This window comes from Halorubrum ejinorense (genome assembly GCF_039522565.1).
Lineage (GTDB): Archaea > Halobacteriota > Halobacteria > Halobacteriales > Haloferacaceae > Halorubrum > Halorubrum ejinorense.
This window is the reverse complement of record NZ_BAAADQ010000002.1, coordinates 108,179-131,655: the sequence shown is the minus strand read 5'-3', so window position 1 is coordinate 131,655 and position 23,477 is coordinate 108,179. Positions and strand designations below refer to the sequence as shown.

General features: G+C 70.7%; 22 protein-coding genes. 11 read left to right on the top strand and 11 right to left on the bottom strand.

What is annotated here, in order from left to right:
* Positions 1 to 35: 35 nt before the first annotated feature.
* From ABDZ89_RS02840 to ABDZ89_RS02825, 4 genes are all read left to right on the top strand, one after another.
* Complete coding sequence (locus ABDZ89_RS02840; RefSeq protein ID WP_343776440.1) at positions 36 to 1,484, top strand: cytochrome ubiquinol oxidase subunit I; 1,449 nt, start codon at positions 36 to 38, stop codon at positions 1,482 to 1,484.
* Entirely contained in the window at positions 1,477 to 2,478 is a 1,002-nt protein-coding gene (locus ABDZ89_RS02835; RefSeq protein ID WP_343776439.1) for a cytochrome d ubiquinol oxidase subunit II, read from the top strand. The genes ABDZ89_RS02840 and ABDZ89_RS02835 overlap by 8 nt, the downstream gene beginning before the upstream one ends.
* A 176-nt stretch (positions 2,479 to 2,654) precedes the next feature.
* Positions 2,655 to 3,653: a phosphomevalonate decarboxylase MvaD gene (gene mvaD / locus ABDZ89_RS02830; protein WP_343776437.1), complete on the top strand. Its 999-nt coding sequence runs from the start codon at positions 2,655 to 2,657 to the stop codon at positions 3,651 to 3,653.
* Positions 3,654 to 3,722: 69 nt separating this feature from the next.
* Positions 3,723 to 4,082 carry a DUF7522 family protein gene (locus ABDZ89_RS02825; protein WP_343776435.1) on the top strand — a complete coding sequence of 120 codons (360 nt, stop codon included), beginning with the start codon at positions 3,723 to 3,725 and terminating at the stop codon, positions 4,080 to 4,082.
* A gap of 23 nt (positions 4,083 to 4,105) precedes the next feature.
* Here ABDZ89_RS02825 and ABDZ89_RS02820 read toward each other — a convergent pair whose 3' ends face one another.
* From ABDZ89_RS02820 to dacZ, 5 genes are all read right to left on the bottom strand, one after another.
* Positions 4,106 to 5,641 (bottom strand): cryptochrome/photolyase family protein, encoded by a 1,536-nt coding sequence (locus ABDZ89_RS02820; protein WP_343776434.1) that lies wholly within the window; start codon positions 5,639 to 5,641, stop codon positions 4,106 to 4,108.
* 72 nt (positions 5,642 to 5,713) lie between these two features.
* A complete protein-coding gene (locus tag ABDZ89_RS02815; RefSeq protein WP_343776433.1) occupies positions 5,714 to 8,158 on the bottom strand; it encodes a DEAD/DEAH box helicase in 2,445 nt (814 codons plus the stop codon).
* Between the two features lie 91 nt (positions 8,159 to 8,249).
* On the bottom strand, positions 8,250 to 8,915 hold the full coding sequence (locus tag ABDZ89_RS02810; RefSeq protein WP_343776431.1) for a GNAT family N-acetyltransferase: 666 nt from the start codon (positions 8,913 to 8,915) through the stop codon (positions 8,250 to 8,252).
* A 118-nt stretch (positions 8,916 to 9,033) separates the two neighbouring features.
* Positions 9,034 to 9,822: a mechanosensitive ion channel domain-containing protein gene (locus ABDZ89_RS02805; RefSeq protein ID WP_343776430.1), complete on the bottom strand. Its 789-nt coding sequence runs from the start codon at positions 9,820 to 9,822 to the stop codon at positions 9,034 to 9,036.
* A 3-nt stretch (positions 9,823 to 9,825) separates the two neighbouring features.
* Entirely contained in the window at positions 9,826 to 10,635 is an 810-nt protein-coding gene (dacZ, locus tag ABDZ89_RS02800) for a diadenylate cyclase DacZ (RefSeq protein WP_343776428.1), read from the bottom strand.
* Between the two features lie 188 nt (positions 10,636 to 10,823).
* Here dacZ and ABDZ89_RS02795 point away from each other — a divergent pair, with 188 nt between their 5' ends.
* The 3 genes from ABDZ89_RS02795 to ABDZ89_RS02785 are packed head-to-tail and all read left to right on the top strand — an operon-like array spanning position 10,824 to position 14,008.
* Positions 10,824 to 11,936 carry an aldo/keto reductase gene (locus tag ABDZ89_RS02795; protein WP_343776427.1) on the top strand — a complete coding sequence of 371 codons (1,113 nt, stop codon included), beginning with the start codon at positions 10,824 to 10,826 and terminating at the stop codon, positions 11,934 to 11,936.
* A gap of 57 nt (positions 11,937 to 11,993) precedes the next feature.
* Complete coding sequence (locus ABDZ89_RS02790; RefSeq protein WP_343776426.1) at positions 11,994 to 12,656, top strand: hypothetical protein; 663 nt, start codon at positions 11,994 to 11,996, stop codon at positions 12,654 to 12,656.
* Positions 12,653 to 14,008, top strand: coding sequence for a hypothetical protein (locus tag ABDZ89_RS02785; RefSeq protein WP_343776424.1), 1,356 nt, complete (start codon positions 12,653 to 12,655; stop codon positions 14,006 to 14,008). Before ABDZ89_RS02790 ends, ABDZ89_RS02785 begins: the two co-directional genes overlap by 4 nt.
* Positions 14,009 to 14,092: 84 nt before the next feature.
* Here the strand turns inward: ABDZ89_RS02785 and ABDZ89_RS02780 are convergent, their stop codons facing one another.
* Positions 14,093 to 14,263, bottom strand: a complete 171-nt coding sequence (locus tag ABDZ89_RS02780; RefSeq protein ID WP_343776423.1) for an HVO_0758 family zinc finger protein — start codon at positions 14,261 to 14,263, stop codon at positions 14,093 to 14,095.
* Positions 14,264 to 14,472: 209 nt separating this feature from the next.
* Between ABDZ89_RS02780 and ABDZ89_RS02775 the strand changes: the two genes are divergently transcribed.
* The 3 genes from ABDZ89_RS02775 (at position 14,473) to ABDZ89_RS02765 (ending at position 17,489) form a co-directional block, all read left to right on the top strand.
* Positions 14,473 to 15,657 carry an MFS transporter gene (locus ABDZ89_RS02775; RefSeq protein WP_343776422.1) on the top strand — a complete coding sequence of 395 codons (1,185 nt, stop codon included), beginning with the start codon at positions 14,473 to 14,475 and terminating at the stop codon, positions 15,655 to 15,657.
* 75 nt (positions 15,658 to 15,732) lie between these two features.
* A complete protein-coding gene (locus ABDZ89_RS02770; RefSeq protein WP_343776421.1) occupies positions 15,733 to 16,962 on the top strand; it encodes a glycosyltransferase family protein in 1,230 nt (409 codons plus the stop codon).
* Positions 16,963 to 16,964: 2 nt separating this feature from the next.
* A complete protein-coding gene (locus tag ABDZ89_RS02765; RefSeq protein WP_343776420.1) occupies positions 16,965 to 17,489 on the top strand; it encodes a DUF7109 family protein in 525 nt (174 codons plus the stop codon).
* 22 nt (positions 17,490 to 17,511) lie between these two features.
* Here ABDZ89_RS02765 and ABDZ89_RS02760 read toward each other — a convergent pair whose 3' ends face one another.
* The 3 genes from ABDZ89_RS02760 to ABDZ89_RS02750 form a co-directional block, all read right to left on the bottom strand.
* Positions 17,512 to 17,964 carry a DUF5804 family protein gene (locus tag ABDZ89_RS02760; protein WP_343776419.1) on the bottom strand — a complete coding sequence of 151 codons (453 nt, stop codon included), beginning with the start codon at positions 17,962 to 17,964 and terminating at the stop codon, positions 17,512 to 17,514.
* 47 nt (positions 17,965 to 18,011) lie between these two features.
* Positions 18,012 to 18,728, bottom strand: a complete 717-nt coding sequence (locus ABDZ89_RS02755; RefSeq protein ID WP_343776417.1) for an SDR family NAD(P)-dependent oxidoreductase — start codon at positions 18,726 to 18,728, stop codon at positions 18,012 to 18,014.
* Between the two features lie 82 nt (positions 18,729 to 18,810).
* Positions 18,811 to 20,013: a methionine adenosyltransferase gene (locus tag ABDZ89_RS02750; protein ID WP_343776415.1), complete on the bottom strand. Its 1,203-nt coding sequence runs from the start codon at positions 20,011 to 20,013 to the stop codon at positions 18,811 to 18,813.
* A gap of 176 nt (positions 20,014 to 20,189) precedes the next feature.
* On the opposite strand from ABDZ89_RS02750, the gene ABDZ89_RS02745 reads away from it, so the two are divergent.
* Positions 20,190 to 21,182: a hypothetical protein gene (locus ABDZ89_RS02745; protein WP_343776414.1), complete on the top strand. Its 993-nt coding sequence runs from the start codon at positions 20,190 to 20,192 to the stop codon at positions 21,180 to 21,182.
* A gap of 24 nt (positions 21,183 to 21,206) precedes the next feature.
* On the opposite strand, the gene ABDZ89_RS02740 is transcribed toward ABDZ89_RS02745, so the two are convergent.
* A complete protein-coding gene (locus tag ABDZ89_RS02740; RefSeq protein ID WP_343776412.1) occupies positions 21,207 to 22,328 on the bottom strand; it encodes a pyridoxal phosphate-dependent aminotransferase in 1,122 nt (373 codons plus the stop codon).
* Between the two features lie 96 nt (positions 22,329 to 22,424).
* Positions 22,425 to 23,453, bottom strand: a complete 1,029-nt coding sequence (locus ABDZ89_RS02735) for a transcriptional regulator TbsP domain-containing protein (RefSeq protein ID WP_343776410.1) — start codon at positions 23,451 to 23,453, stop codon at positions 22,425 to 22,427.
* Positions 23,454 to 23,477: the final 24 nt, after the last annotated feature.

The window sequence follows — 23,477 nt, the reverse complement described above, 5'->3', positions numbered from 1 at the left end:
GACCTCTTTGGCGAGCTGCGTCGACACTGAGACGTATGAACCCGACCGCGCTTGTTCCCGCTGTTAACGCGGGGTGGATCACAGCCTTGTCCCCCGAACTCGCGAGCCGGGCACAGTTCGGGTGGACGATTTCCGTCCACATCATCTTCGCGTCGCTCTCGATCGGTCTCGCGCCGTTCATCGTCTACTTCACGTACAAGAGCGTGCGAACCGACGAGGAGCGATTCGAACGGCTTCGATCGTTCTGGCTGCGGGTGTTCGCGGCCGGCTTCGTCATGGGGACGGTCACCGGAATTCCGATGAGTTTCCAGTTCGGGACGAACTTCCCGCAGTTCTCGGAGGTCGCCGGCGAACTGATCGGTGGCCCGCTGGCGTTCGAAGCGAAGATGGCGTTCTTCCTCGAAGCGGTGTTCCTCGGGGTGTTGCTGTACGGTCGTGAGCGGGTGAGTGACCGGAGCTACGTCCTGTCGTCCGTACTCGTGGGGGTCGGGGCGTGGCTGTCGGGATTTTGGATCCTCGTGGTCAACGCATGGATGCAGACGCCGCGGGGCTACGAGATGATCACCCGCAACGGGATGGAGGTCGCCAAGCTCACCGACCCCGTTGCCGCGTTCTTCACCCCTCGGATGACGTGGATGTACGTTCACATGATCAACGCGTCTGTCATCTCGGTCGCCCTGTTGGTCGCCGGCGTCTCGGCGTACATCATCTGGAAGAAGCGCACTGCGACGGCGTGGAACACCGCATTGAAACTGGCGGTGGTGGTCCTGCTCGTCTCCGCGCCGCTACAGGCCGTTCACGGCGACGCGTACGGTCGCCACGTCGCGGATACACAGCCGCAGAAGTTCGCGGCTATGGAGGCCCACTACGAGACCGGCACGGCCGACCTCCACCTCCTCGCGTTCCCGAAGAGCGTCGACGCGTTCACCGACCCGAAAGCGGAGAACCTCTTCACGGTAAGTCTCCCCGGGATCGGGTCGTTCCTAGCCAGCGGTGGTGATTTCGACGCCGAGGTGCTCGGACTGAACGAGTACGAGTCGAACCCGCCCGTCGCCATCGTGTTCTGGTCGTTCCGCATGATGGTCGGGCTCGGCTTCCTCTTTATCGGGCTGGCCCTGTGGGGCGGTGGTCTCATGTTCCGCGGCCGGCTCTCCGACAGCGATCGGTATCTGAAGGCGATGATACTCGCGTCGCCGCTCGGCTACGCCGCGCTCCTCACGGGGTGGTACGTCACAGAGGTTGGACGCCAACCGTGGGTCATCCAGGGCGAACTCAAGACCAGTGAGGCGGTCTCCTCGACGCTGACCGGTACCGAGGCCACGCTGACGCTGGTCGGGTTCGTCGTCGTGTACGTCGGACTCGTGGCGACCGCGCTCTACGTACTGAAGTGGCTGATCCGCGAGGAACTCCGGACGCTGGGGAGGGAGGGGTCGAGTAACGACCACTGGCACGGTCCACTACCGGGGATGATCGACGATGACTGACCCGATGATCCCCGTCGACGCGTACCTCGTCGACTCGCTACCGGAGATTTGGTTCGGCGTTGTGCTGTTCGCACTGGGAATGTATCTCGTGCTCGACGGGTTCGACTTCGGGATCGGACTGCTGTATGCGACCCGCGAGACGGAACACGAGCGTGAGAAACTCCTGTCGGCGTTCGGGCCGGTGTGGGACGCCAACGAGGTCTGGTTGGTCGCCTTCGGAACGATGCTGTTGGCGGCGTTTCCCCGGGCGTACTCGCGACTGCTGGCGGACCACTACCTGCTCGCGATCGGGTTCGTGCTCGCGCTGTTGTTCCGCGGACTGGGACCGGAGTTGCGTGAACAGCGTCACGACAGGCAGTGGCAACGGTACTGCGACTACTTGTTCGTCGTCGGCAGCTTCTTCGCCCCCCTGCTGTTCGGGACGCTCGCCGGCCGATGGGTGTTCGACGCGGCAACGCTGTCGCTTCCGGCGCTGCTCACCGGTATCGGCTTGGTAGCGGTCTCCGTCGCGACGGGCGCGGCGTTCATCGCGGCCAAGGGAGGACCGGTTCTCGCGTCGGACCTGCGCCCGTACGGGGTCGGCGCGACGATCGTGTACCTCGGTGGCGTCGTCGCCCTGCTGGCGACCGTCGTCCTGACGGACGCCGGTGGCGCCGCCGACACCGTCCGTTCGCTGCCCGCCGCTGTGGTCGTGGGACTGTCGGTCGGTGCGGGTCTGGGTGGGATTCTCCTCGCCAGACGCGGTTCGTATCGCGCGTGGGTGGCGAGCGCGTTCGCGCTTCCGGCGCTGTTGACAGTGTTACTCGCGCTCTTTCTGTACCCGACGATCTATCCGCCGACCGGTCTGACCCTCAGGGCGGCGGTCGTCTCGCCGCTCGCGCTGAATCTCGTGACGGTCCTCGGGCTGCCCGTGTTGGTCATCGTGTTGTGGTATTTCACCTACCTCTATCGCGTGTTTAGCGGTCCGATCGACGCCGAGGGGTACGGGAGCTGAACGCCGAAACACCGCTCTCGCTCCGAGCCATCACGGAGCGAAGGTAATTGGTTCACCGGGCGCGTCACGTAGACGGGCCGAGCGGTTCGACCGCCGTGTCGGGCCACCGCGGCCCGGATGTGCGAGCGGTCCCGCGCATCGCAACGACTAATCCCCCGCCGAACGCTTCCCGATGTATGACCGGCAAGGCCACCGCGCGAGCCCACCCGATTCAGGGGCTCGTCAAGTATCACGGGATGCGCGACGAGGAACTGCGGCTCCCGTACCACGACAGCATCAGCCTCTGTACCGCGCCGACCGCCACGACGACCACCGTCGAGTGGCAGCCGGACGCGAGCGAGGACGCGTACGTCATCGGCGGCGAGGAGGTCGACGGCCGCGCGGCCGAGCGCATCGACATGGTCGTCGACCACGTCCGCGACCTGGCCGGCGTCGACGCCGCGGTCCGACTGGAAAGCGAGAACTCCTTCCCGTCGAACATCGGCTTCGGCTCCTCGTCGTCCGGGTTCGCGGCCGCCGCGCTCGCCTTAGTCGAGGCCGCCGGCCTCGACCGCACCCTCCCGGAGGTCTCCACGATCGCTCGGCGCGGCTCCTCCTCGGCGGCGCGGGCGGTCACCGGCGCGTACTCCCGGCTCGACGCCGGGCTCAACGACGAGGACTGCCGCTCCCGTCGGCTCAACGTGGGCGTGAGCGAGGACGGGTTCGACCCGGAAGAGGACCTCCGGATCGTCGCCGCGCACGTCCCGGCGTACAAGGAGACGGAGGAGGCCCACCGCGAGGCGGCCGCGAGCCACATGATGCAGGCGCGGACCGCGCACGTTCAGGACCAACTGGTCGAGATGACCGACGCGCTGCGCGAGGGCGACTTCGACCGCATCTTCGAGACGGCCGAACACGACTCGCTGTCGCTTACCGCCACGACGATGACCGGCCCGTCGGGCTGGGTGTACTGGCAGCCCGAGACGATCGCCGTGTTCAACGCGGTCCGCGAACTCCGCGAGTCGGGCGTTCCCGTCTACTTCTCGACGGACACGGGCGCGTCGGTGTACGTGAACACCCTCGCCGACCACGCAGACGAGGTGGAGTCGCGGATCGCCGAGATCGGCATCGACACCGACGTCTGGGAGGTCGGCGGTCCCGCGCACGTCCTCGACGAGAGCGACGCGCTGTTCTGACGGTCGCCCGCGGCGTCGCCCCGTCCCCGGCGAGGTGATTTATCAGTCCGGCGGGTGAACCGTGCCGTCATGTCGACGATCTCCGAGGCGATCGTAGCGTTCGACGGGGCGACGCCCCGCGTCGTCGCCGACCTCCGGAGCGTCGCGTTCGAGATCGAACACGTCCGCGACGACGTGGAGGACCGGTACTCGAACGCCGACTTGGAGAAGGCGTACCAGCTAGTGATGTCGAATCAGATCACGGGCGACGAGTTCAAGAACCTCGTCGGTCGGACCCAGTACCGGGCACAGACGTTGTTCTTCGACGACCTCGTGGTGTTTCTGTTCCCCTCCGACCGGTACGACGCGGTGTTCGCGTCCTTCGACTACGACGAGGCGTTCCCGGTGACCGAACTGGTGAGCGCCGTCAGCGAAGCACGCTCGGACTGACTCCGTCTCGGACGGCCGCCGGGCTACTCGTCCGGGTCCTCGCCGCGCGCCCGCTTGTACATCGCCAGCGCGTCCTCACGCCGCTCGGAGTGGTCGACGATCGGAGCGGGGTAGTCTGGCGCGGCGTTCGCGCGCTGAGTCGGCGACAGCTCGTGCCAGCCGTGAACGACCTCGGGATCGACGCCGCGTAGCTCGGGGACGTACTCGGCGATGTACTCCGCGTCCGGGTCGTACCGCTCGCCCTGCGTCATCGGATTGAAGATGCGGAAGTAGGGCTGCGCGTCGGTCCCCGTCGAGGCCGCCCACTGCCAGCCGCCGTTGTCGTTGGCGGTGTCGTGGTCGGCCAGCCGCTCGCGGAAGTGCTCGTAGCCGTGGCGCCAGTCGACGAGGAGGTCCTTCGTGAGGAAGGAGGCGACGATCATCCGCACGCGGTTGTGCATGAACGCCTCCTCGCGGAGCTGCCGCATCCCGGCGTCGACGATGGGGTACCCCGTCTCGCCGCGCTTCCACGCGGCTATCTCCTCGGGGTCGTCGCGCCACTCGATCCCCTCCTCGTACTCCTTGTAGTCCTCCGTCACTACCTCCGGGTTGTGGAAGAGGACCTGCGTGTAGAACTCCCGCCACGCCAACTGCTGTTGGAACTCCTCGACCTGTCCGGGCGCGTCGTCGGGACGCGCGTCCGAAGTCGCCTCGCTCATCGCCTCGGCGGTCGCCGCGTACGCCTCCCTGACACCGATCTCGCCGTACTTCAGGAACGCCGAGAGCCGGGAGGTCGCGTCCTTCGCCGGGTAGTCGCGCTCGGCCTCGTAGGCGAACACCGCCTCGTCGAGGAAGTCGGCGAGCCGCTCGCGGGCCGCCTCGGTCCCCGCGGGGCCCACCGCGGCGTCCGGCTCCGCGAAGCCGAGGTCGGAGGGAGCGGGCAGGTCGCCGACCGCGGCGACCGGCGGCTCGTCGACGCCGCCGTCGGCGAGCGTGGGGTCGCTCTCGTCGACCGCGCCGACGACTTCGACCGCCTCCGCGAGCCGATCGGGGTCGACGAGCGCGTCCGCGTCGGGCGCCGGCGCCGGCTCGTCTTTCGCGCGGTCGGTCCACTTCTTCCAGTAGTAGCTGTACACCGAGTACGGGTCGCCGGCGTTCGTCCGGATCGCGTCGGGGTCGTGGAGAACCGCGTCGTGGTGGGCCTCGCGTGACACGTCGACCGCGTCGAGCGCCCGTCTGACGCCGGCGTCGCGCTCCCGAGCGAGCCCGGAGTAGTCGCGGTTCCAGACGACGCGCTCGGCGTCGAGCGCCTCGGCGAGACGCGGCAAGACGGTCTCCGGGTCGCCGCGCGCGACGAGCAGGTCGCCCCCGCGCTCCCGGTAGTCGTCGCGCAGCGCGGCGAGCCCGTCGAGCAGGCGGCGCACCCGCACGTCGCTCGCGTGGTCGAGGACGTCCGGATCGAAGACGAAGACGGGCGCGGCCGGCCCCCGGTCGGCGTTGTCGATGCCGGCGCCGGCCGCGACCGCCAGCCCGACGTTGTCCGCGACTCTGAGGTCCCGTCGGTGCCAGAACAGCTCCATGGGATCCCCACGGGCGCGTCCACCGTGAAACCACCGGGACGAACGGCGGGAGGCCGGAGACCGCGGACCGCGTCAGCGACCGGCGTCCGTTCCGGTGAGCGATTCGAGGAGGCGGACGGCCGGAGCCTTCGCGAGGGGATCGTTCCCGTTGCCGCAGTGGGGCGACTGGACGCAGGCGGGACAGCCGCCCTCGCAGTCGCAGGTGTCGATGAGCCGCGCCGTCCGGGTCATCAGCTCCTCGATTCGGCCGTGACCGCGGCGCGTGAGCCCGACGCCGCCCGGGTAGCCGTCGTAGACGAACACCGCCGGCCCCTCGGTGTGAGGGTGGTGCGGCGTCGAGATGCCGCCCACGTCGGCGCGGTCACAGAGCAGGTGGAACGGGAACAGCGAGATGATCCCGTGTTCGGCGGCGTGGATCCCGCCGTTGAACGCGTAGTCGCCGCCTGGAACGTCCGCGCCGCCGTCGGGGCCCTCCCCCTCTGTCGGAGCCTCGTCACCGCCGTCCGGCGCGACTTCCGGGGACCCGTCGCCGGGGAGCGCGTCTCCGAGGCGTCGCATCTCGCGTTCGACGTCGGTCGGGACCGGGAAGTACAGCGACTTCGTGCGCAGCGTCGTCTCCGGGAGGTCGAGCGTCGACTCGCCCAGCGACTCCCCCGTCGCCGCGTCCTTCCTGACGAACCCCGTGATCTGCTCCGTCACCGTCACGTCCGCGAAGCGGACCGGCACGTCCGGCCGGGCCGAGAGCGTCCGCTCGTCGAGGTCGGCGTTCACGACGATGTCCTTCTCCGAGCGCACCTGCGTGTAGTAGTCCGCCCACGACTGCTGGAGCTCGGCGACGTCGCGGTCCAGATCCAGTTCGACCACCTCGTACGTGCGGCCCTGCTGGTGGTAGATGGCGCCGGGGTGGGCGTCGCGGAGCGCGTCGGCGAAGCCGAGCGTGGCGACCGTCTCCCCGCTCGACCGCTCGATCAGCGATATCTCGCGCTCCTCGGCTGTCCGGAGGTTCACCGACTGCTGCGGGCTCGACGAACCGGCGTGGACCCAGCGCGTGCCCGCCGCGGCCTCGCGTCTGTTCAGGACGCCCTCGTCGGTGAGGTCGGCCACGACGCTCGGGAACGAGTCGCCGAAGAAGCGCTCGTCCTCGGGCGAGAGCCAGTTCTCGTCGGCCGCGCAGGCGACGTGGCCGGGCATCAGCTGGCCGTTCTCCGGGTCGCAGATGGCGTCCTCCGGCGGCGCGTCGAAGAAGTCGCTCGGGTTGCGCATCAGGTACTGGTCGAGTTGGTCCTCGCCGCCGACCATCACGACGAGGGCGGGGTCGTCGCCGCGGCCCGCGCGTCCGGCGCGCTGGTGGGCGGACATCCGCGTGCCGGGGTAGCCGTCGAGCACCACGGCGTCGAGGCCGCCCACGTCGACGCCGAGTTCGAGGGCGCTCGTCGACCAGACACCCCGGAGGTCGCCGGCGTGGAGGTCGCCCTCTATCTCGCGGCGGCGGTCGTCGGTGAGCGCCGCCTGGTACGCGCCGACCTTCCCGGCGAGGTCGCGCTCGCCCCGGTCGCGGAGGTCGCTCGCGCTGTCCGTCGCGTACTGCTCTGCGGTCTGCCGAGCGCGGGTGAACGCTAGCGTCTGCTGGCCCGCGGTGACGAGGTCGACGAACAGCCGCTTGCTCTCCGTGTGACTCGACTTGCGGCGCCCGCTGCCGCGCTCCTGCCAGTCGTCGTCGTACTCCGGCGGGTTCCACAGCACCCAGTCGCGCGGCCCGCGTCCGGAGGTGTCCTGGTCGACCAAGGCGATCCCGTCGGGGTCGCGGCCGGTGACGGTCGAAACGTGGTCGACCGGGTTGTTGATCGTCGCCGAACAGCAGACGAACTGCGGCGACGAGTCGAACCGCTCGCAGGTCCGCGCGAGTCGACGGAGCGTGAGCGCCACCTGCGAGCCGAACACGCCCCGGTAGCTGTGGACCTCGTCGATCACGACGCACTCCAGCGAGGAGAAGAACCAGTCCCAGAGGCGCCCGGCGTACGGCAGCAGCGCGTAGTGGAGCATGTCCGGGTTCGAGAGGAGGACGGTGGGGCGGCGGTCGCGCACGTCGCGCTTCTCCGACCGCGAGAGCCGACCGGTGTACGAGTCGACCGAGACTCGGCTGCCGAAGCCGAGGTCGGTCGCGAGTTCGGACAGCGACTCCTCCTGATCGGCGATCAGCGCGTTCTGCGGGCCGACGTAGAGGGTGCGGCCGCCGTGATCCATCGCCGCCTCGAAGGCGGGAACGGTGTACGCGAGCGACTTGCCGCTGGCCGTCTCGGTTGCGAGGACCACGTCGTCGCCGTCGCGGACGGCCTCGATCGCCTCGGCCTGGTGGCGGTAGAGCCGATCGATCCCTCGGTCGGCGAGCGCGCCGGCGAGCCGCGGTTCGAGGTCGACGTCGGCGAACTCGGGTGAGCGCGCCGGGAGCCGCCGGTGGTCGGCGATCTGTCCCTCGTAGAAGGGGCGGTCCCGCAGCCACTCGATGGCGTCGTCCACGGTTACGATACCCTAGTGACGGCGAGCCGTAACCGTTGCGGTGGGCCCGACGGGAACGCCGCCGAGCAGTCCGGAGGGCGGACGCCGCGCGTCAGTCGTCCGCCGGTGACCGGCCCGGCCCGGAGGCGGCGGACGGCCGTTCGAGGAGCGACTCCGTCGGTCCCTCGCGGGCGAGCGGCGGCCAGCGCACCTCGGTCGCGACCGGCTCGTCGAGGTCGAGCCGCATCAGGAGGTCCCCGCGGCGCTCGACCACCTCGAACCCGACCGTCCCGTAGACCGACCGAGCGGCCCGGTTACCGGTCTCGACGTGGAGTTCCAGCGCCTCCCGACCGGCCGCGGCGGCGGCCGCGATGACGTGCCGACACAGCTCCGTCCCCACGCCGCGGTCCTGCGCGTCGGGGTGGACGAAGACGGCGAGTTCGGGCGTGTCCGCGGCGGTCGGCGTGTACATCGCGTGGCCGTACAGCTCGCCGTTCCGCTCGGCGACGACGTCGTGCCCGTCTTCGAGCATCGTCTCGATCCAGTCGGCGCGCCGACGGCGGCTCACCGGCGGGAGCCCCTGCGCGCGGTCGGCACGGTCGAACCCCTCGTACATCTCGGCGAGGAACGGCTCGTCCGCCGCGACCGCCGGTCGGATCGTCCAGCGCGCCCCCTCCTTGTCGACGAACCGCGGACAGCGCGGCGGACAGTGTGGCGTCCCTTCGCACTCGCTGCCGTCCCACCCGTCGCAGGCGACGCTCGCGGTATCGGGAGTCATGTTTCACGGTTGGCACCCCCTCGTGTTATAGGGTGACAACGACTTTCACGGCGTGGGAACGGTCGGTCGGCGGTGCGCTCCGCCCCTGCCGCGGACCAGCGGACGGCCGCGCTCCTGCTCAACCGCGGATCAGCACGATGCCCTCGCGGAACACCGCGTGGTTCGGGAGGACGTGTTCCTCGCCGTCCGTCTCGATGTGCGTGACGAACAGGTCGACCTCCTGAACGACGCCGCGCTCGCCCGCGACCCGGACCTCGTCGCCGATGCCGTACGGCTGCCGGAGGAGGAGGAAGACGCCGGCGGCGGCGGACGCGACGAGGTCCTTGGTCGCGAGCGCCGCGAACAGCACGACCGCGAACGCGTACGCCGCGAGCAACACGATGAGCGCGAGCGTCTGGACGCCGACCTGTCCGAGTGCGATGAGCGCGGCGACGTACACGACGCTGTAGTTCACGAGCGTCGGGACGACGCCGAGTTCGGGGAGCTTGACCCCGCGGAGGCGCTCGGCGACGAGCAGTTCGATCTTATCGCCGACCACGACCCCGACGATGAGGACGACCGCGGCGACGAACAGGCGCGGGAGGAAGGCGGCGACGCCGGACCAGAACTGTTCGAGGTAGTTCACGTCGGCGACGGTGAGCGCGACGATGACGGCGACGGCGACGATGAAGTAGCTCGATAGCTGTGCCAGGATCCGCACCGTCGAGGTGTCGAACTCGCGGGCCGTCCGCTCGAAGGCGGTCCCCTCGATCACCTCGGGGACGCCCGCCCGGCGGAGCAGCCGGCGGTTGATCACGCCGACGAGGTACGCCAACGCGAGCCCGACAACCAGCACGAACAGCGCCAGCCAGATCCGCTCCGGGACGGTACGCACGAACTCGGAGAGGAAGCTCGGGACCGCGGACATCTGTCAGTACTCCTCCGGATCGATCTCCAAGATGAGTTCGCCCGCCTTGAACGCCCGAACGAGCCCGTCCGACTCGGAGAGGACGATGGCGGTCGAGTTCGTGTCGCGGGTGATCGCGGCCCCGGACATGTGGCGCGCGCCGAGCCCCTTCGGGATGTCGACCCCCTCGGCGGCGGGTTCGAGGTACCGGTACGCCGAGACGATCTTCCCCGAGTCGGAGACGACGAACGCGCCGTCGAGCCGCGAGAACTCCTTGAGCATGACGTTCACGATGGGGTCGCCGACGTGGACGTGGGACTTCTCGAAGGGGTTGTACGAGAGCGGCCGCGACTTGTTCATCACCTTGCCCGCGTCGCCGACGACGAACAGCGCCCCGACCGGCTTCCCCTTCTGTCCCTTCTGTCCGAGTTCGATCGCGACCTCGAACACGTCGCGGATGACGCTCGGCTCCGCCCGGGAGTTGGCGAACAGGTCGTAGATGCCGGTGTGTATCCCCTCGTCGACGGTGACCCGAACGATCGCGTCCGAGCCGCCGTCGAACACCGAGGCCACGCAGGCGACCTCGTCGCCCTGAGAGACGAGCCCCTCGTCCATCGACCCCTCGATACCGAACCGGATCCGGTCTTTGACGTTGTCGAACGGGAGCGGGAGTTCGACGAACGTCTCGGCGTCGACGTCGTTGTCGGGCGCGACGACGACGACCTCAACCCCGTCGTCCGCGAAGCGCTCGTAGAAGGAACTCGCCGGCGAGAACAGCAGCGTGGCGTCGACGTCGTCGACGAGGTCCGTCAGGTGGTCGGTGAGCGAGGCCATTATCACCCCTGACTTCCGGAATCCGTATAGTCGTTGCGTCGGCGTCGTGCGTTCGTCTGACGCGGCGGTGGCCTGCGTCTGACGAGACGAGGCGGTGACGACGCACCCGACCGCGGGGACAACGGTCAGAGTCGGTCCGCCGACGGCGACGCGCGCGGTTTTTATTCCGTCCGCGCCGATGGACCGACATGGCGACTCGCGAGGCCCTCTGGGGGTACCGAGACCGGTTCGGCGACGCCTTCGGGCGGACGTACTTCCGGCGGTTCGGTCCGGGCGTCGTCTCCAGCGTCGGGATCGGGACGTACCTCGGCGAGCCGACGCCCGCCGTCGACGAGGACTCGCGCGAGTCCATCGCGTTAGCGCTCCGCTCGGGGATCAACCACGTCGACACCGCGGCCAACTACCGGTGCGGCCGCGCCGAGCGCGTCGTCGGCGATGCGCTCCGAGACGCCCCGGTCGACCGCGAGGCCGTGGTCGTCGCGACGAAGGGCGGGTTCCTCCCCTTCGACGGCGAGCGGCCGGCCGACCCGAGCGCGTACGTCCGCGAGCGGTTCGTCGAGCCGGGGATCGTCGACCCCGACGACCTCGCGAACGGCGCGCACAGCCTCGCTCCGGCGTTCCTCGAGTGGTCGCTGGAGCGGTCGCTCGACCGTCTGGGGCTCGACGCGGTCGACTGCTACTACGTCCACAACCCGGAAACGCAGCTCGCCGTCCGGTCGCGCGAGGCGGTGTACGACGCGCTCGAAGCCGCCTTCGAGACCCTGGAGCGCCGGCGCGCGGCGGGCGACGTCGGGGCGTACGGCGTCGCCACGTGGGACGCCTTCCGGCTCCCCGCGGACGCCGACGGCGCCCTGTCGCTCGCCGAAGTGCTCGGTCGGGCAGAGGCGGCGGGCGAGGCGGTCGGCCCGGACGACGACCACGGGTTCGAAGCGATCCAACTCCCGTTCAACGTCGCGATGGCTGACGCGTTCACGCGGGCGAACCAGCCGGCCCCGCCCGGCTCCGACGACGAGGGCCCGGTTTCGGTTCTGGAGTTCGCCCACGAGGCCGGGCTCTCGGTGGTGACGAGCGCCAGCGTCGGGCAGGGAGACCTGACCGTCGACGGCGCGATCCCCGCCGACGTCGACGCGACGCTCGCGGGGGACACGCCCGCTCAGCGGGCGCTCAACTTCGCGCGGAGCGCGCCCGGCGTCACCTCGTCGCTCGTCGGGACGAGCGACCCGGACCACGTCCGCGAGAACGTCGCGGCCGGCACCTTCGACCCGCTCGGCGCGTCGGCGTTCGACGCGGTGTTCGAGTGACGGGCCGCCGAGCGCCGCGCCACAAGAAGTTTATCGGGACCGATCCAAGCGGCCCGCATGTCCCCGACGCGACGAGCCCTCCTGAGTAGCGCGACACTCGGCGCGGTCGGCGCGCTGGCCGGCTGTCTCGGCGGCGCCGACGAGCCCGAGTCGGAGTCCGTCCAGCGGCGGGCCTCCGGGACCGACACGGACCCGACCGTGCTGAAGGTCCGGAACCCGGACGGCGACGCCGTCCTGGTCGACGGCGCCGAAACCGACGGTGCGGGCGACCCGCTCTCGATCGGGCGCGAATTAGTCACGAGCGCGGACCGGGCGGCGAGCCTGCTGGTCGCCGGCGGCGTCGCCGACGCCGACCGAAGGCGAGTCCGGTCGTTCCTCGACGAGACGAACTTCGACGCGGAGACGGTGTACGTCGCGCGGGCCGGCGTGTACTCGTGCCAGCGCCTCCACATCGATTCCGTCTCCTGGCAGCCGCAGCGGGTCGAGTACGAGTACTGCCGCGAACTCAGACCGCCCGACGAGGCGTGCGAGGCCGGAACGCGGGTCGCCCTAGCGCTGATCTTCCGACTCCCCGTCGTGCTCGACGGGCGGCTCTCGGGGAGCGGTTCGAGCGGGATGTCGCCGTGTCAGACCACCGCGACCGACTACGCCGTGATCGACGGCAACGCGACCGTTCCCGGGAACGAGACGGCCATCGACGAGGGAGGTGACGCGGCGTGACGCGACGGCTCACCCGACGCGAGGCGCTCATGGCCGGCGGCGCCGCCGCGCTCGGGGCGCTCGCCGGCTGCTCGGGGGTCGGGAACGAGCCCCGGTTCTGGACCGATCCGCCCGCGCTCGCCGTCGACGCGGTCCCGAACGCGTTCGACGCGTCGCCGCCGGAGCGACCGCGAGTGGTTCCGGTCGATTTCGACCCCGAGGCGACGGGCGCGTTCGCCGATCGAGTCGAACGGCTACTCCGTCCGATCCCGGAGCCGTTGACCGCGGAGACGCTCCCGAACGGCGAGATCCGCGAGCAGATCGAGACGGAGCGGGCGGCGGCCCGCGAGACCCTGCCGGTTTCGGGGGAGTCGTCCGTTCCCCTGCTGGCCGCGGAACGGTACGCCACGGCGCGGAAGCACGCGGCGGCGGCCGTCGGCACGTGGGCCGCCGTGACCGTCGAGGGCGACCCCGAAGCGGTGGCCCCGGCCATCGGTTCGGTCCGACGGCGGGCGTACGAGACGCTGGAGTCGCTTCCGGGCGCCGCGTCCGACCCGATGGCGGGGGCCGCGGTGTACGGGCCGATCGAGCGCTGGTACGACGAGTCGCGGCGCCGGACGCTCGTGGGGGGAAACACGGGTCCGGCGGGGCGCGCGAACCCGATCCGAACCGGCGAGGCGGTCGGGGACGTCGAGCGAGTCCAGTCGTACGTCGAGGCGGGCCGACACCTCCGCGACCGGTACCGCGCGTCGCTCGCCGCGTCGGAACCCGTCGGCGACGCGCTCCGTCGGGCGGCCGAGCGGATCGGGGCCGAGATCGGTGAGACGCTCCGGGAGGCTCACGGGGAGGACGTCGACAGAATCCGGTCGAACCCCGGCGCGGAGGCGTTCCTCGACGAGCGACCGATACCCGAGGACGCCCCGAGCGTATCGCTGCTCTCGAACGCGCTCTATCGGACGTTCGAGGACCTCCGGTTCGACCCGATCCCGGTGGACGACTACGTCCCGGACCACCCGGCGACCGCGTTCACGCGGACCCTGCTCGCTCGCGCTCGGTTCCGCGGGATCGACGCGATCGCGTCGCGCATCGAATCGGGCGAGACCATGTTCCCGGCGAACGCCGACGCCGTCGCCGAGGCGCGCGACGACGCGATTGAGTCGGCGGCTGCGCTCGCGGCGAGCGAGAGCCCCTTGGACCGGTGGCTCGCGGCGCAGTTCCTCCGGGCGTTCGCGGAGCCGGACGCCGACCTCGCGAGCGAAGACCGCAGCGCTCGCGGAGTGGCCCGTGCGTACGCGTCGTATCGCTGGATCGAGACCGTCACGAGTGAGTCTCGAACGGTGACGGAGTCGGTCGCGGACGCGTTCGAGTCGTGAGCGGGCGCGACCGCTCGGCGGGAGCGACGCGAGGAGAGGGCGACGGCGAAGGAGGGAGAAACGGTGACTGCGGCGGGACGTCCGTCAGCGGAGTTCCTTGAACCGGCTGCCGCACTCCGGACAGATGCGGACCGAGAACACCTCGTCGGGGTCGTTCTCCTTTTTCAACACCTGATCGCACTCGGCGCAGTTGAGCCGCTCGTAGGTGTCCTTTATCAGGTCGCCGTCGCGGAGCCCCTTGCGCGTGGATTTCATACACCGGCGTTCGTCATCGGGGCGGATAAAAACCCCGTCCGACGTCGGGCTGACGGTTCCGGCGAACTAACCGCTGTACTGACACGTTTCTCGCGATCGGCGGTGGGCGAACGCATCGGTCGAAGCCGGGTTCGAGAGGGGCCGAGGCGCCCGGGATCGCCGGCGATCGCTTTCGCAACGCTTGTGTTCCGGCGCGGTGAATCGAGGCCGTGTCACGGACTCGGCTGTTCGGATCGCTTTGCGCCCTGGTCTTCCTCGTCAACTTCGCGCGGGTCGTGTTCGCACCCCTCGTGGGGCAGTTCATCGGCGAGTTCGGAATCGGCGAGGGGACCGCCGGGCTCATCGTCACGCTCGCGTGGCTCGGGTCGGCCGCGCCGCGGCTCCCCGCCGGCTGGGCGCTGACCAGATTCGCGCGCCACCGCGTGATCCTCGTCTCCGGCGCGATGCTGACGGCGGGCGCGCTCGGCGTCGCGCTGGCGCCGGGCGTGCTCGCGCTCATGGTCGCCGCGTTCGCGGTCGGCTGCGCGTCCGGCGTCTACTTCGTGGCCGCGAACCCCTTCATCGCGGAGCTGTTCCCCCGACGCGTCGGTCGCGTGATGGGGGTCCACGGGATGGCGAGCCAGCTCTCCGCCGTCATCGCCGCGCCCGCCGTCACCGTCGCGCTGTGGTACGACTGGCGGTTCGCCTTCTACGGGCTCGCGGTCGCCGCGGCCGCCAGCACGGTCGTGTTCGTCGTCCTCGCGGCCCGGACCGACCTGCCGGACGCCGGCGGGAGCGACACAGACTTCCTCGCGGCCGCTCGCGGCGAGTGGAAGCTCATCCTCGCGGGGGTCGTGATGATGGGGCTCACGAGCTTCGTCTGGCAGGGCCTGTTCAACTTCTACGAGCTGTACATGATCGCCAAGGACCTGCCGCCGGGGACCGCGAGGAACCTCCTGACGGTCATCTTCGCGGCCGGCGTGCCCGCGTTCCTCGTGTCGGGCGACCTCGCCGACCGGCTCCCGCACGTCCCCTACATCCTCGGGATAATCACGGCGTTCATCGGCGGTATCGTCCTCGTCGTCCTCGCCGAGGGGCTGGCGGCCGTCATCGCGGCGAGCGTCGTCGTCGGCTTCTCCATCCACATGCTGTTCCCGGCCGGCGACACGTACCTGCTCGCGTCGCTGCCGGACGAGTCGCGCGCGTCGGCGTACGCCATGTTCTCCGCCGGGATGATGTCGGCGCAGGCGGCCGGCTCGTGGGTCGTCGGCGAGGCGGTCGAGGCGGGCGCGACCTACGACGCCGTCTTCCTCGCGCTCGCCGGCGGACTGACGGTCCTCGTGGTCGTGTACGCGGTGTTACACCGCCTCGGCCGCGTCCCCGGCGGCGCGGCGGGTTCGACGCCGGCGGCCTGAGGTCGTCGAGGCGAAGCCCGCAACGGGTCGGAGGTACCGCACCTGTTTTGAGCGTCCCGCCCGTGTGATCGGTAGATGGAGTACGTTCAAGAACGCGTGACGACCCTCCACGCGTTGACCGACCACCGGCCCGACGCCCCCACGGACCGAGCGGCGGTCGTCGTGCCGATGACCGAACGCGAGTACGGGACCCTCGCCGCGGAGCGCGTGCTCTCGACGCTGGAGACCGTCGACCCCGCGCGGGTGATCGTCCCGCTTCGAGCGTCCGCGGAGCGCGCCGGCCCGTTCGCGGACTGGCTCGACGGGTTCGACCTCGACGTCGAGACGCTGTGGTGTGACGGCCCCCGTCTCGCGTCGCTGCTCTCGGCCCGCGGACTCGACGGCGAGCGCGGCAAGGGCCGCGACGTGTGGCTCGCGCTGGGTCGCGCGCTCGACGAGGAGTTCGTCGTCGTCCACGACGCCGACACGAAGACGTACTCGCCGGCGTTCGTGAACCGCCTGCTGTTCCCGCTCGGGCGCGGCTACTCGTTCTCGAAGGGGTACTACGCCCGCGTCGAGGACGGCTCGCTGTACGGTCGGCTGTTCCGGCTGTTCTTCCGGCCGCTCGTCCGGGCGCTCGGAGACGCGGCCCCGGGTCGCGAGCCCGACGTGCTCGCGTATCTCTCCGCGTTCCGCTACGCGCTCGCCGGCGAGTTCGCGGCGACGAGCGACCTCGTCTCGCGGCTCCGCGTCCAGCGCGGCTGGGGGTTGGAAGTCGGGACGCTCGGCGAGGCGTTCGGCCACGCCGGCTTCGCCGACAGCGCGCAGGTCGACCTGGGCCGGTACGAACACGACCACCGGTCGGTCGACGGTCCGACCGGCCTCGCCGACATGAGCCGCGCGGTCGGGGCGGCGACGCTGCGCGCGGTGGAGGACGCCGGCGTCGACGTCGACTACGACGGTCTCCCGGGGCGATACCGCGAGGCCGCGGAGACGCTGGTCGACGGCTACGCCGCGGACGCCGCGTTCAACGGGCTCTCGTACGACGGCGACGACGAGCGCTCCCAGGTGGCGACGTACGCCGAGGCGCTCGGCGAGCCGGGTCCGGACACGCGGCTCCCGGCGTGGCAGCACGCCCCGGTCGATCCGGACGAGGTCCGCGAGGCCGCGAGCGCCGACCTCGCGGACGTCCGCGGCGACGGTGCGGTCGGGGGGAGCCTCGGACGCGACGGCGACGCCGCGGTGTCGGGCTCGACGGTCGACACCGACGGCGGCGAGCCGACGACCGGTGACGGCGGGACGGAGCCGGCGCCGGGGGAGGACTGACGATGGCCGACGGTCCGAGCGTCGCGGCCCGGGACGACCTCGCCGGGGTCGTCGACCTGTTCGCGTGGCTCACTCGGACGGAGCTCTCGCAGGCGCTCTCGGAGTTGGCGTTCAAGAGCCGGACCGAGGTCGACGAGGACGCCATCGACGCCGCCATCGACCTCGCGGTCGCGGAGTACGCGCTGGTTCCGGCTCCGGCGGCCGCCCTTTCGAGCGAGGGCACCGAGTCCGCGTCCGAGCGGGAGACCGCGCTCGCCGTCGGTCCCGCCGCGTTCCCGACGCTTCCGGAGGGCGCAGCGGACCTCCCGCACATTCTCGACATTCCGTCACGGGAGGTCGACCGCGAGGCGCTGTCGGACGCCGTCCTCGAACGGCTCCGCGAGGAGGCAGTGGCGGCGATAGGCGACGGGGACGACGACCGGCTGGAGACGCTCGCGGACGTGACCTACGACGTGGAGGCGTGGGCGCCTGTCGACGTCGACCCCGTTCGAACGCGGATCCTCGCCGAGGTCGACGAGGAGGCGTGAGTCGGCGGGCGCCGCGGTCGCCTCAGCCGGAGAACTCCGACTCGCTCACGCGGACGACGACGGTCTCGTCGACGTCGCGGAGGTCGTACTCTGGCGTCTCGCCCTGCCGGCGCCGGACGAACAGCGGTTCGACCGGCCGGCCGTCGACGAGGCCGAACACCTTCAGGCGCTGATCGGTCTCCTCCGGCGGGACTGCGCCGTCTCGCACTTCCCGGGCCAGGTCCCGCGAGAGCCACTCGTCGGCGGCGACCGACGGCTCCAAGACGAGCGCCTCCTCGACGAAGCGGACGAGATACCAGTCGAGGTCGTTCAGCAGCGAGACGGCGGCGCCGAGGCTCACGGTGTCGACGGCGACGCTGTTCTCGAAGGGCTCCTCGATCCGGTAGGTTGCGAGCGCGTCCCGCGCCGTCTCGCGAGAGAGCAGCTCGTAGGAGAGCTCCACGTCCGGGTCGCCGAGGAGACACACCCGCGTCACACGTCGGCGGTCGCGGGGCGCGGTGAAATCGGTTGCGGTCGGTGACGCTACCAGGAGATCCGCTCGCGGTCCTTCCAGAGGTGCCCCGCGGGGCTCCCCCGCGCGAACCGGGCGAGCCAGACCGGCGTCTCGGCGCCCTCGGAGGGCGTCCGCGGCGCCTCGTCGCCGCCCATGTCCGTCCGCACCCAGCCGGGAGAAACGGCGTTGGCGATGAGTCCCTGATCGCCGTACTCGCCGTCGAGGTACGCCGTCAGCCCGCCGACGCCGACCTTCGAGAGCCGGTAGGGCGGATACCCGCCGTCCATCTGTCCGTCGGTGAACCGGCCGAGCCCCGACGAGAGCGTCACGACGCGACCGCCGGTCCCGTCCAGGAGGAGCGGCAGCGCGTGCTTGGTCAAGACGACCGGGCCGCGGAGGTTCACGGCCATCGTGAGGTCGAAGTCCGCGGTGTCCATCTCGTGGAGGGGTCCCGACCGCGCGAACACGCCCGCGTTGTTGACGAGGACGTCGAGCGAGCCCTGTTCGCGCTCGATCCGGTCGACCGCGGACCGTACCTCCTCCTCCTCGGTCACGTCCAACTGGACGGCGTGCTGGTCGGACGCGGTCACGTCGTCGGGGTCGCGCGCTCCCGCGTAGACGGTCGCTCCCAGGTCGGCGAGTTCCGCGGCGATCTCGGCGCCGATCCCCCGAGTCGCGCCCGTGACGAGGGCCACGTCGTCGGTCAGGTCGGCCTTGAGATCGACGTCTGTCGAAGCGTCTGGCATGCCGTTCGGTACGGCGCGTCGACAGTAGAAACCCCGGATCGGCGCGGCTCGGACCGGGTCACCGGTCCGACCGTGTCCGCGCTCAGAACGTCGAGACGTCGCCCTCGATGACGCTGCGGGTCACGTCCGTCACGTCGGCCAGTTCGCGGTCGACGATGGCGAGGACGTCGTCCTCGATGTCGCCCAGGACCACGTCGTCCTCGGTGACGATCTGCGCGTCGGCGACGTGCGGCTCGTCGATCGGCCGGCCGATCTGCGAGAGCAGTCGGACCTGAAGGTCGCGGATGCCGTCGACCTCGCTCGTGACCGACTCGGCGATACGCGTCGACAGCAGGTTGTAAATCTTCCCGATGTGGTTGACGGGGTTCTTCCCGGAGGTCGCCTCCATCGACATCGGGCGGTTCGGCGTGATGAGCCCGTTCGCGCGGTTACCGCGACCGACCGAGCCGTCGTCGCCCTGCTCGGCGGAGGTGCCGGTGACGGTGAGGTAGACGGAGCCCTCGTCGTAGTCGTCTGCGGTGTTGACGTCGACGTGGACCTCGCGGTCGGTGTACTCGCGGGCGAGGTCGTCGACGTACTCGCGGACGGAGTCGACCGCGTCGTCGTACTCCTCGAGGCCGTCGACGTACGCGTCGACCATCGCGGCGGCGACGGTGATGTCGATCTGGTCGCCCTCGCGTTTGCCCATGATCTTCACGTCGGGGCCGAGTTCGGGGTGATCGTCGTGGTACGTGGTGTTGAGCGCGTGCTCGGCCTCGTGGACGATGGTCTCCGTCTCCGTGAGCGGGGCGTGACCGACGCCGAAGGAGGTGTCGTTGGCCATCGGCACTTCCTGGGTCTCCTCGCCGAAGACGTCCTGAAGGTCGCCGGAGCCCTCGCCGAGCCTCGCGTCGACGACCACGTCGGTGCCGTACTCCAGTTCGGGGATCGCCTCGGAGAGGTAGTCGCGGGCGGCCGCGAGGGCGGTCGAGTCGACCGGGAGCTGTTCGCCCTCGTACTCCTTCGTGGCGCGGCCGACGATGAGGATGTAGATGGGCTCGACGACCTCGCCGCCGCCGAACGCGGGGGCCGCGCGGCCGGCGACCAGCTGCGTCTCGTCGGTGTTGTAGTGGAGGACTTTCCCGACGCGGTCGAGGTAGAGCTGCGAGAGCGCCCGCGAGACCGACTCCGCGACGCCGTCGCAGATCGAGTCGGGGTGACCGATCCCCTTTCGCTCGACGATTTCGACCTCCTGGTCCTCGACCGCTTGCCGGTCGAGGCGGCTGACCTGTATGTTCCGGTCCATTAGCCTCCGGTACTTCACCGCTGACAGTATAACTTGCGGAAACGCTCCGTCGCGGTTAAATTACCTCAAGTAATCAAATGCCCCCTCGACGGCCGATCGTGCCCGCGCCCTGCGGAGACGCAAGCGAGCCTTTGTGTCTCGCCAACGACTTTCCGTCACCTCACGGTGTTGTCCGTATGGACGGACCCACACCCTCTCGGCGCCGGCTCCTAGCCGGTGCGATCGCCGGCGGCGTCGGCGCCGTCGCGGGCTGTCTCGGAACGACCGACGACGATCCGGGCGACGGTGACGGAGCGACGTTGCGTCTCTCGCTCTCGCGGGTCGACGGCTCGTTGCGGGAGCGCTACGTGCGGGACAGCGACGATCCGGCCGAGCGCTGGGACGAGGCGGCGCTCGACGCCGCGCTGGCGGGCGACTCGTACACGATCCGACACAGAGAGCCGTTCTACGCGGGTCCCGAGAAGCCGGCGTACGTGGCTCACAAGGGCACGTACTACCGGCTCGGTTCGCTTGTCGTCGACGAGGTCGCCGAGACGTATCCGGTGTTGCGGCTCTACGAGACCGACGGAGCGGTCGAGTCGGCGGTCGCGGCGGACGAGGAGGGTGACTTGCCGCTTGTCGACCGACGCGCGGTCAAGATCGCGCACTTCGCGGCGCGGGCCCGCGGGAACGTCGGCGGGTACGCGGTCGGACTGGTCGAACGCGGCGGGTACGCGTACCGCGACGAGTCCGACCGCGCCGACAGCGAACTGCTCGACGACGACGGTCCCGATCACGTCACGTACCGAGAGACCACGTACCGCGTCGACATCGAGCGCGAGCGCTTTCACGATGCCGTCTACCGGCCGACCGCGCAACCGGTCGCGGAGAGTCCCGAACGAATGGAGACGGTCCTCCGAGCGCGGCTCGTCGGTCCCAGAATCGAGTCGGACGAGCTCTCGGAAGCGGCCGGGCGGATCATCGACCGAGCGGCGGCCGACGAGTACACCGAGACGCACCCGTACTCCGAGGCGTACGTCGAACTGCTCCGGGCGCTCGACGCGCGACCGTACCTCGACGGTAACATCAGGAAGGACGCGGGCGTCGGCGAACACGACAAGGAGATGATCCGGCACGGCGAGGCGTACTACGAGCGGTACCTCCGGCTGTCGGGTTCGGGGGACGGCTGACCGGCCGCGCTTCTCGGGACCGTCTCAGCGCGCCGCCTCGTACGCCTCGCCCATCACGTCGAGCGCTTCGCGGAGTTGCGCCTCGTCGGTCGCGTACGAGATGCGGGCGTGGCCCGCGCCGTGTTCGCCGAACGCCTCGCCGGGGACGACGACCACGCCGCGGTCGAGACACTCGTCGACGAACCCCTCCGGAACGCGGGGCATCGCGTAGAACGCCCCCTGCGGCGTCGGGCAGTCGAGGCCGATTTCGTCGAAACCGTCGAGGAGGAGGTCGCGGCGGCGCCGGAACGACGCCGTCATCTCGTCGACCACGCCGCGGTCGCCTCGCAGCGCGGCTTCGGCGGCGTACTGCGCCGGGGCGGAGGCGCAGGCCTGCGCGTACTGGTGGACGCGGAGCATGCGCTCGACGCGGTCCGCCGAGCCGTACACCCAGCCGAGCCGCCAGCCGGTCATCGAGAACAGCTTCGAGGCGGAGTTGACGACCACGACGTTGTCGGTCTCGGCGTACTCGATCGGCGAGTGGTGTTCGCCGTCGAAGACGGTGTACTCGTACACCTCGTCGGAGAGACAGAGCACGTCGTGTTCGTCGGCGATGCGGGCGAACTCGCGCACGTCGGCCTCGGAGGAGACCGCACCCGTGGGGTTGCCGGGGGAGTTGACGACGAACGCCGCGGTGTCGTCGGTAATGGCCGCCTCTATCGCCGCCGGATCGATCGTGAGGTCGTCGCGCAGCGGCACGGGGACCGGCTCGCCGCCGGTCAGCTTCGTGAGCGCGTCGTAGGAGACGAACCCGGGGTCGGGGATCAACACCTCGTCGCCGGCGTCGACGTGCGCCTCCAGCGCGATGTGGAGCGCCTCGCTGCCGCCGGCCGTCGCGACGACGTTGCTCGGGTCGAGGTCGATGCCCTGGTCGGCGCGGTGTTTCTCCGCGATCGCCTCGCGCAGCGACGGGGTGCCCTTGTTCTCGGTGTAGGCGTCGGCCTTCCCGGACTCGATGGCGTCGACCGCGGCACGGCGGGCGTGCTCGGGCGTCGGGAAGTCGGGCTGACCGAGCCCGAGGTTGATCGCGTCGTCGCCGGCCGCCTCGAACACCTCGCGGATGCCGCTGATCGAGATCCGCTCGACTCGCTCGGAGAACGTCGTCATACTCGTGTGGGCGCGCCGCCGAGAGTTAGTTCTTGTCACGTCGGATCGACCGACCGTCGGGCGAGTCGACGCGTCCGCCGGCGGCCGGCCGCGCGGTCACCACCGACGCCGCTCCCAGACGGGTCGACGGCCTTCGCGGCCGGCGTCGCGGCTGAGCCGCCCGTCCGCGTCGGTCGGCAGCGCGAACCGACCGTCGAGGACGCTCGGCACCTCCTCGGGACGAGCGCGAAGCAGTACGTCGTCGACCGCCCGGAGCCGGAGCATCGGTCGCCCCGGCCCCATCGGCACCTTGACCGACTCGATCAGCTCTCGCTCGACGAGCGCGCGCCGGTCTCGCGTGAACTCCTGCGCGGGGGCGATCCCGACGCCGTCGACGCCGACCCACCGGCGGAGGTCCCGGAACAGGTGGTCGTGTCGCGCCGCGAGCGCGACGAGGAGCGTCCGGTCCGTGGGCTCGGTGGTGCGCCCGAACTCGCCGGGCGCGAGCGACTCCAAGACGGCGGCGAGGTCGTCGGCGAAGCGGTCGTCCAGCGTCTCGCGGGCGGCCGCGAGCAACCGCGTTCGCGACGGCATCCCGACGGGAGCGGCCGCCGCCGCGTCGAACCGCGACTCGGCGGCCGCGCGGACGCCCGTGATCGCCTCTCGGGCGCCCGCCGCGGAAGCACCCCCGGAGCCGTCGTCGACCGCCGTCGTCGCGAGCGTTCGGTCACCGGGCGGACCGACGACGGCGTCGACCCGATCGGGGCTCGCGAACAGCGTGCCGCTGGTGCCGTGACCGAGGGGTTCCCCGGTTCGGAGTCGGATCGCGTCCGTCTCGACCGCTTCGGCGACCGCGCTGCCGAGTACGAGCGCGCGGGAGAGCGCGTCGACCGCGCCGGGGCGACACGCGACCCGCCACGGCGCCCCGGACGACCGCTCGCGGGCGGCCAGCACCGACGGGAGCAGGCGGAGGGGAACGCCGACCGCGACGACCGCGGAGCGTCCCGCCAGCGCGGTCTCGACCGACTCGGTGAGGGGGTCGTCGTCTCGGGGGAGGGCGTCGGCGACCTCCGGCGCGGCGCCGGAGCGACCGCTCCGGGCGTCGACGGGTGGTGCGGGTTCCGTTTCGGCCTCGTCGTCGGCCACAACGTCGCAGACAGTCGCGATCGG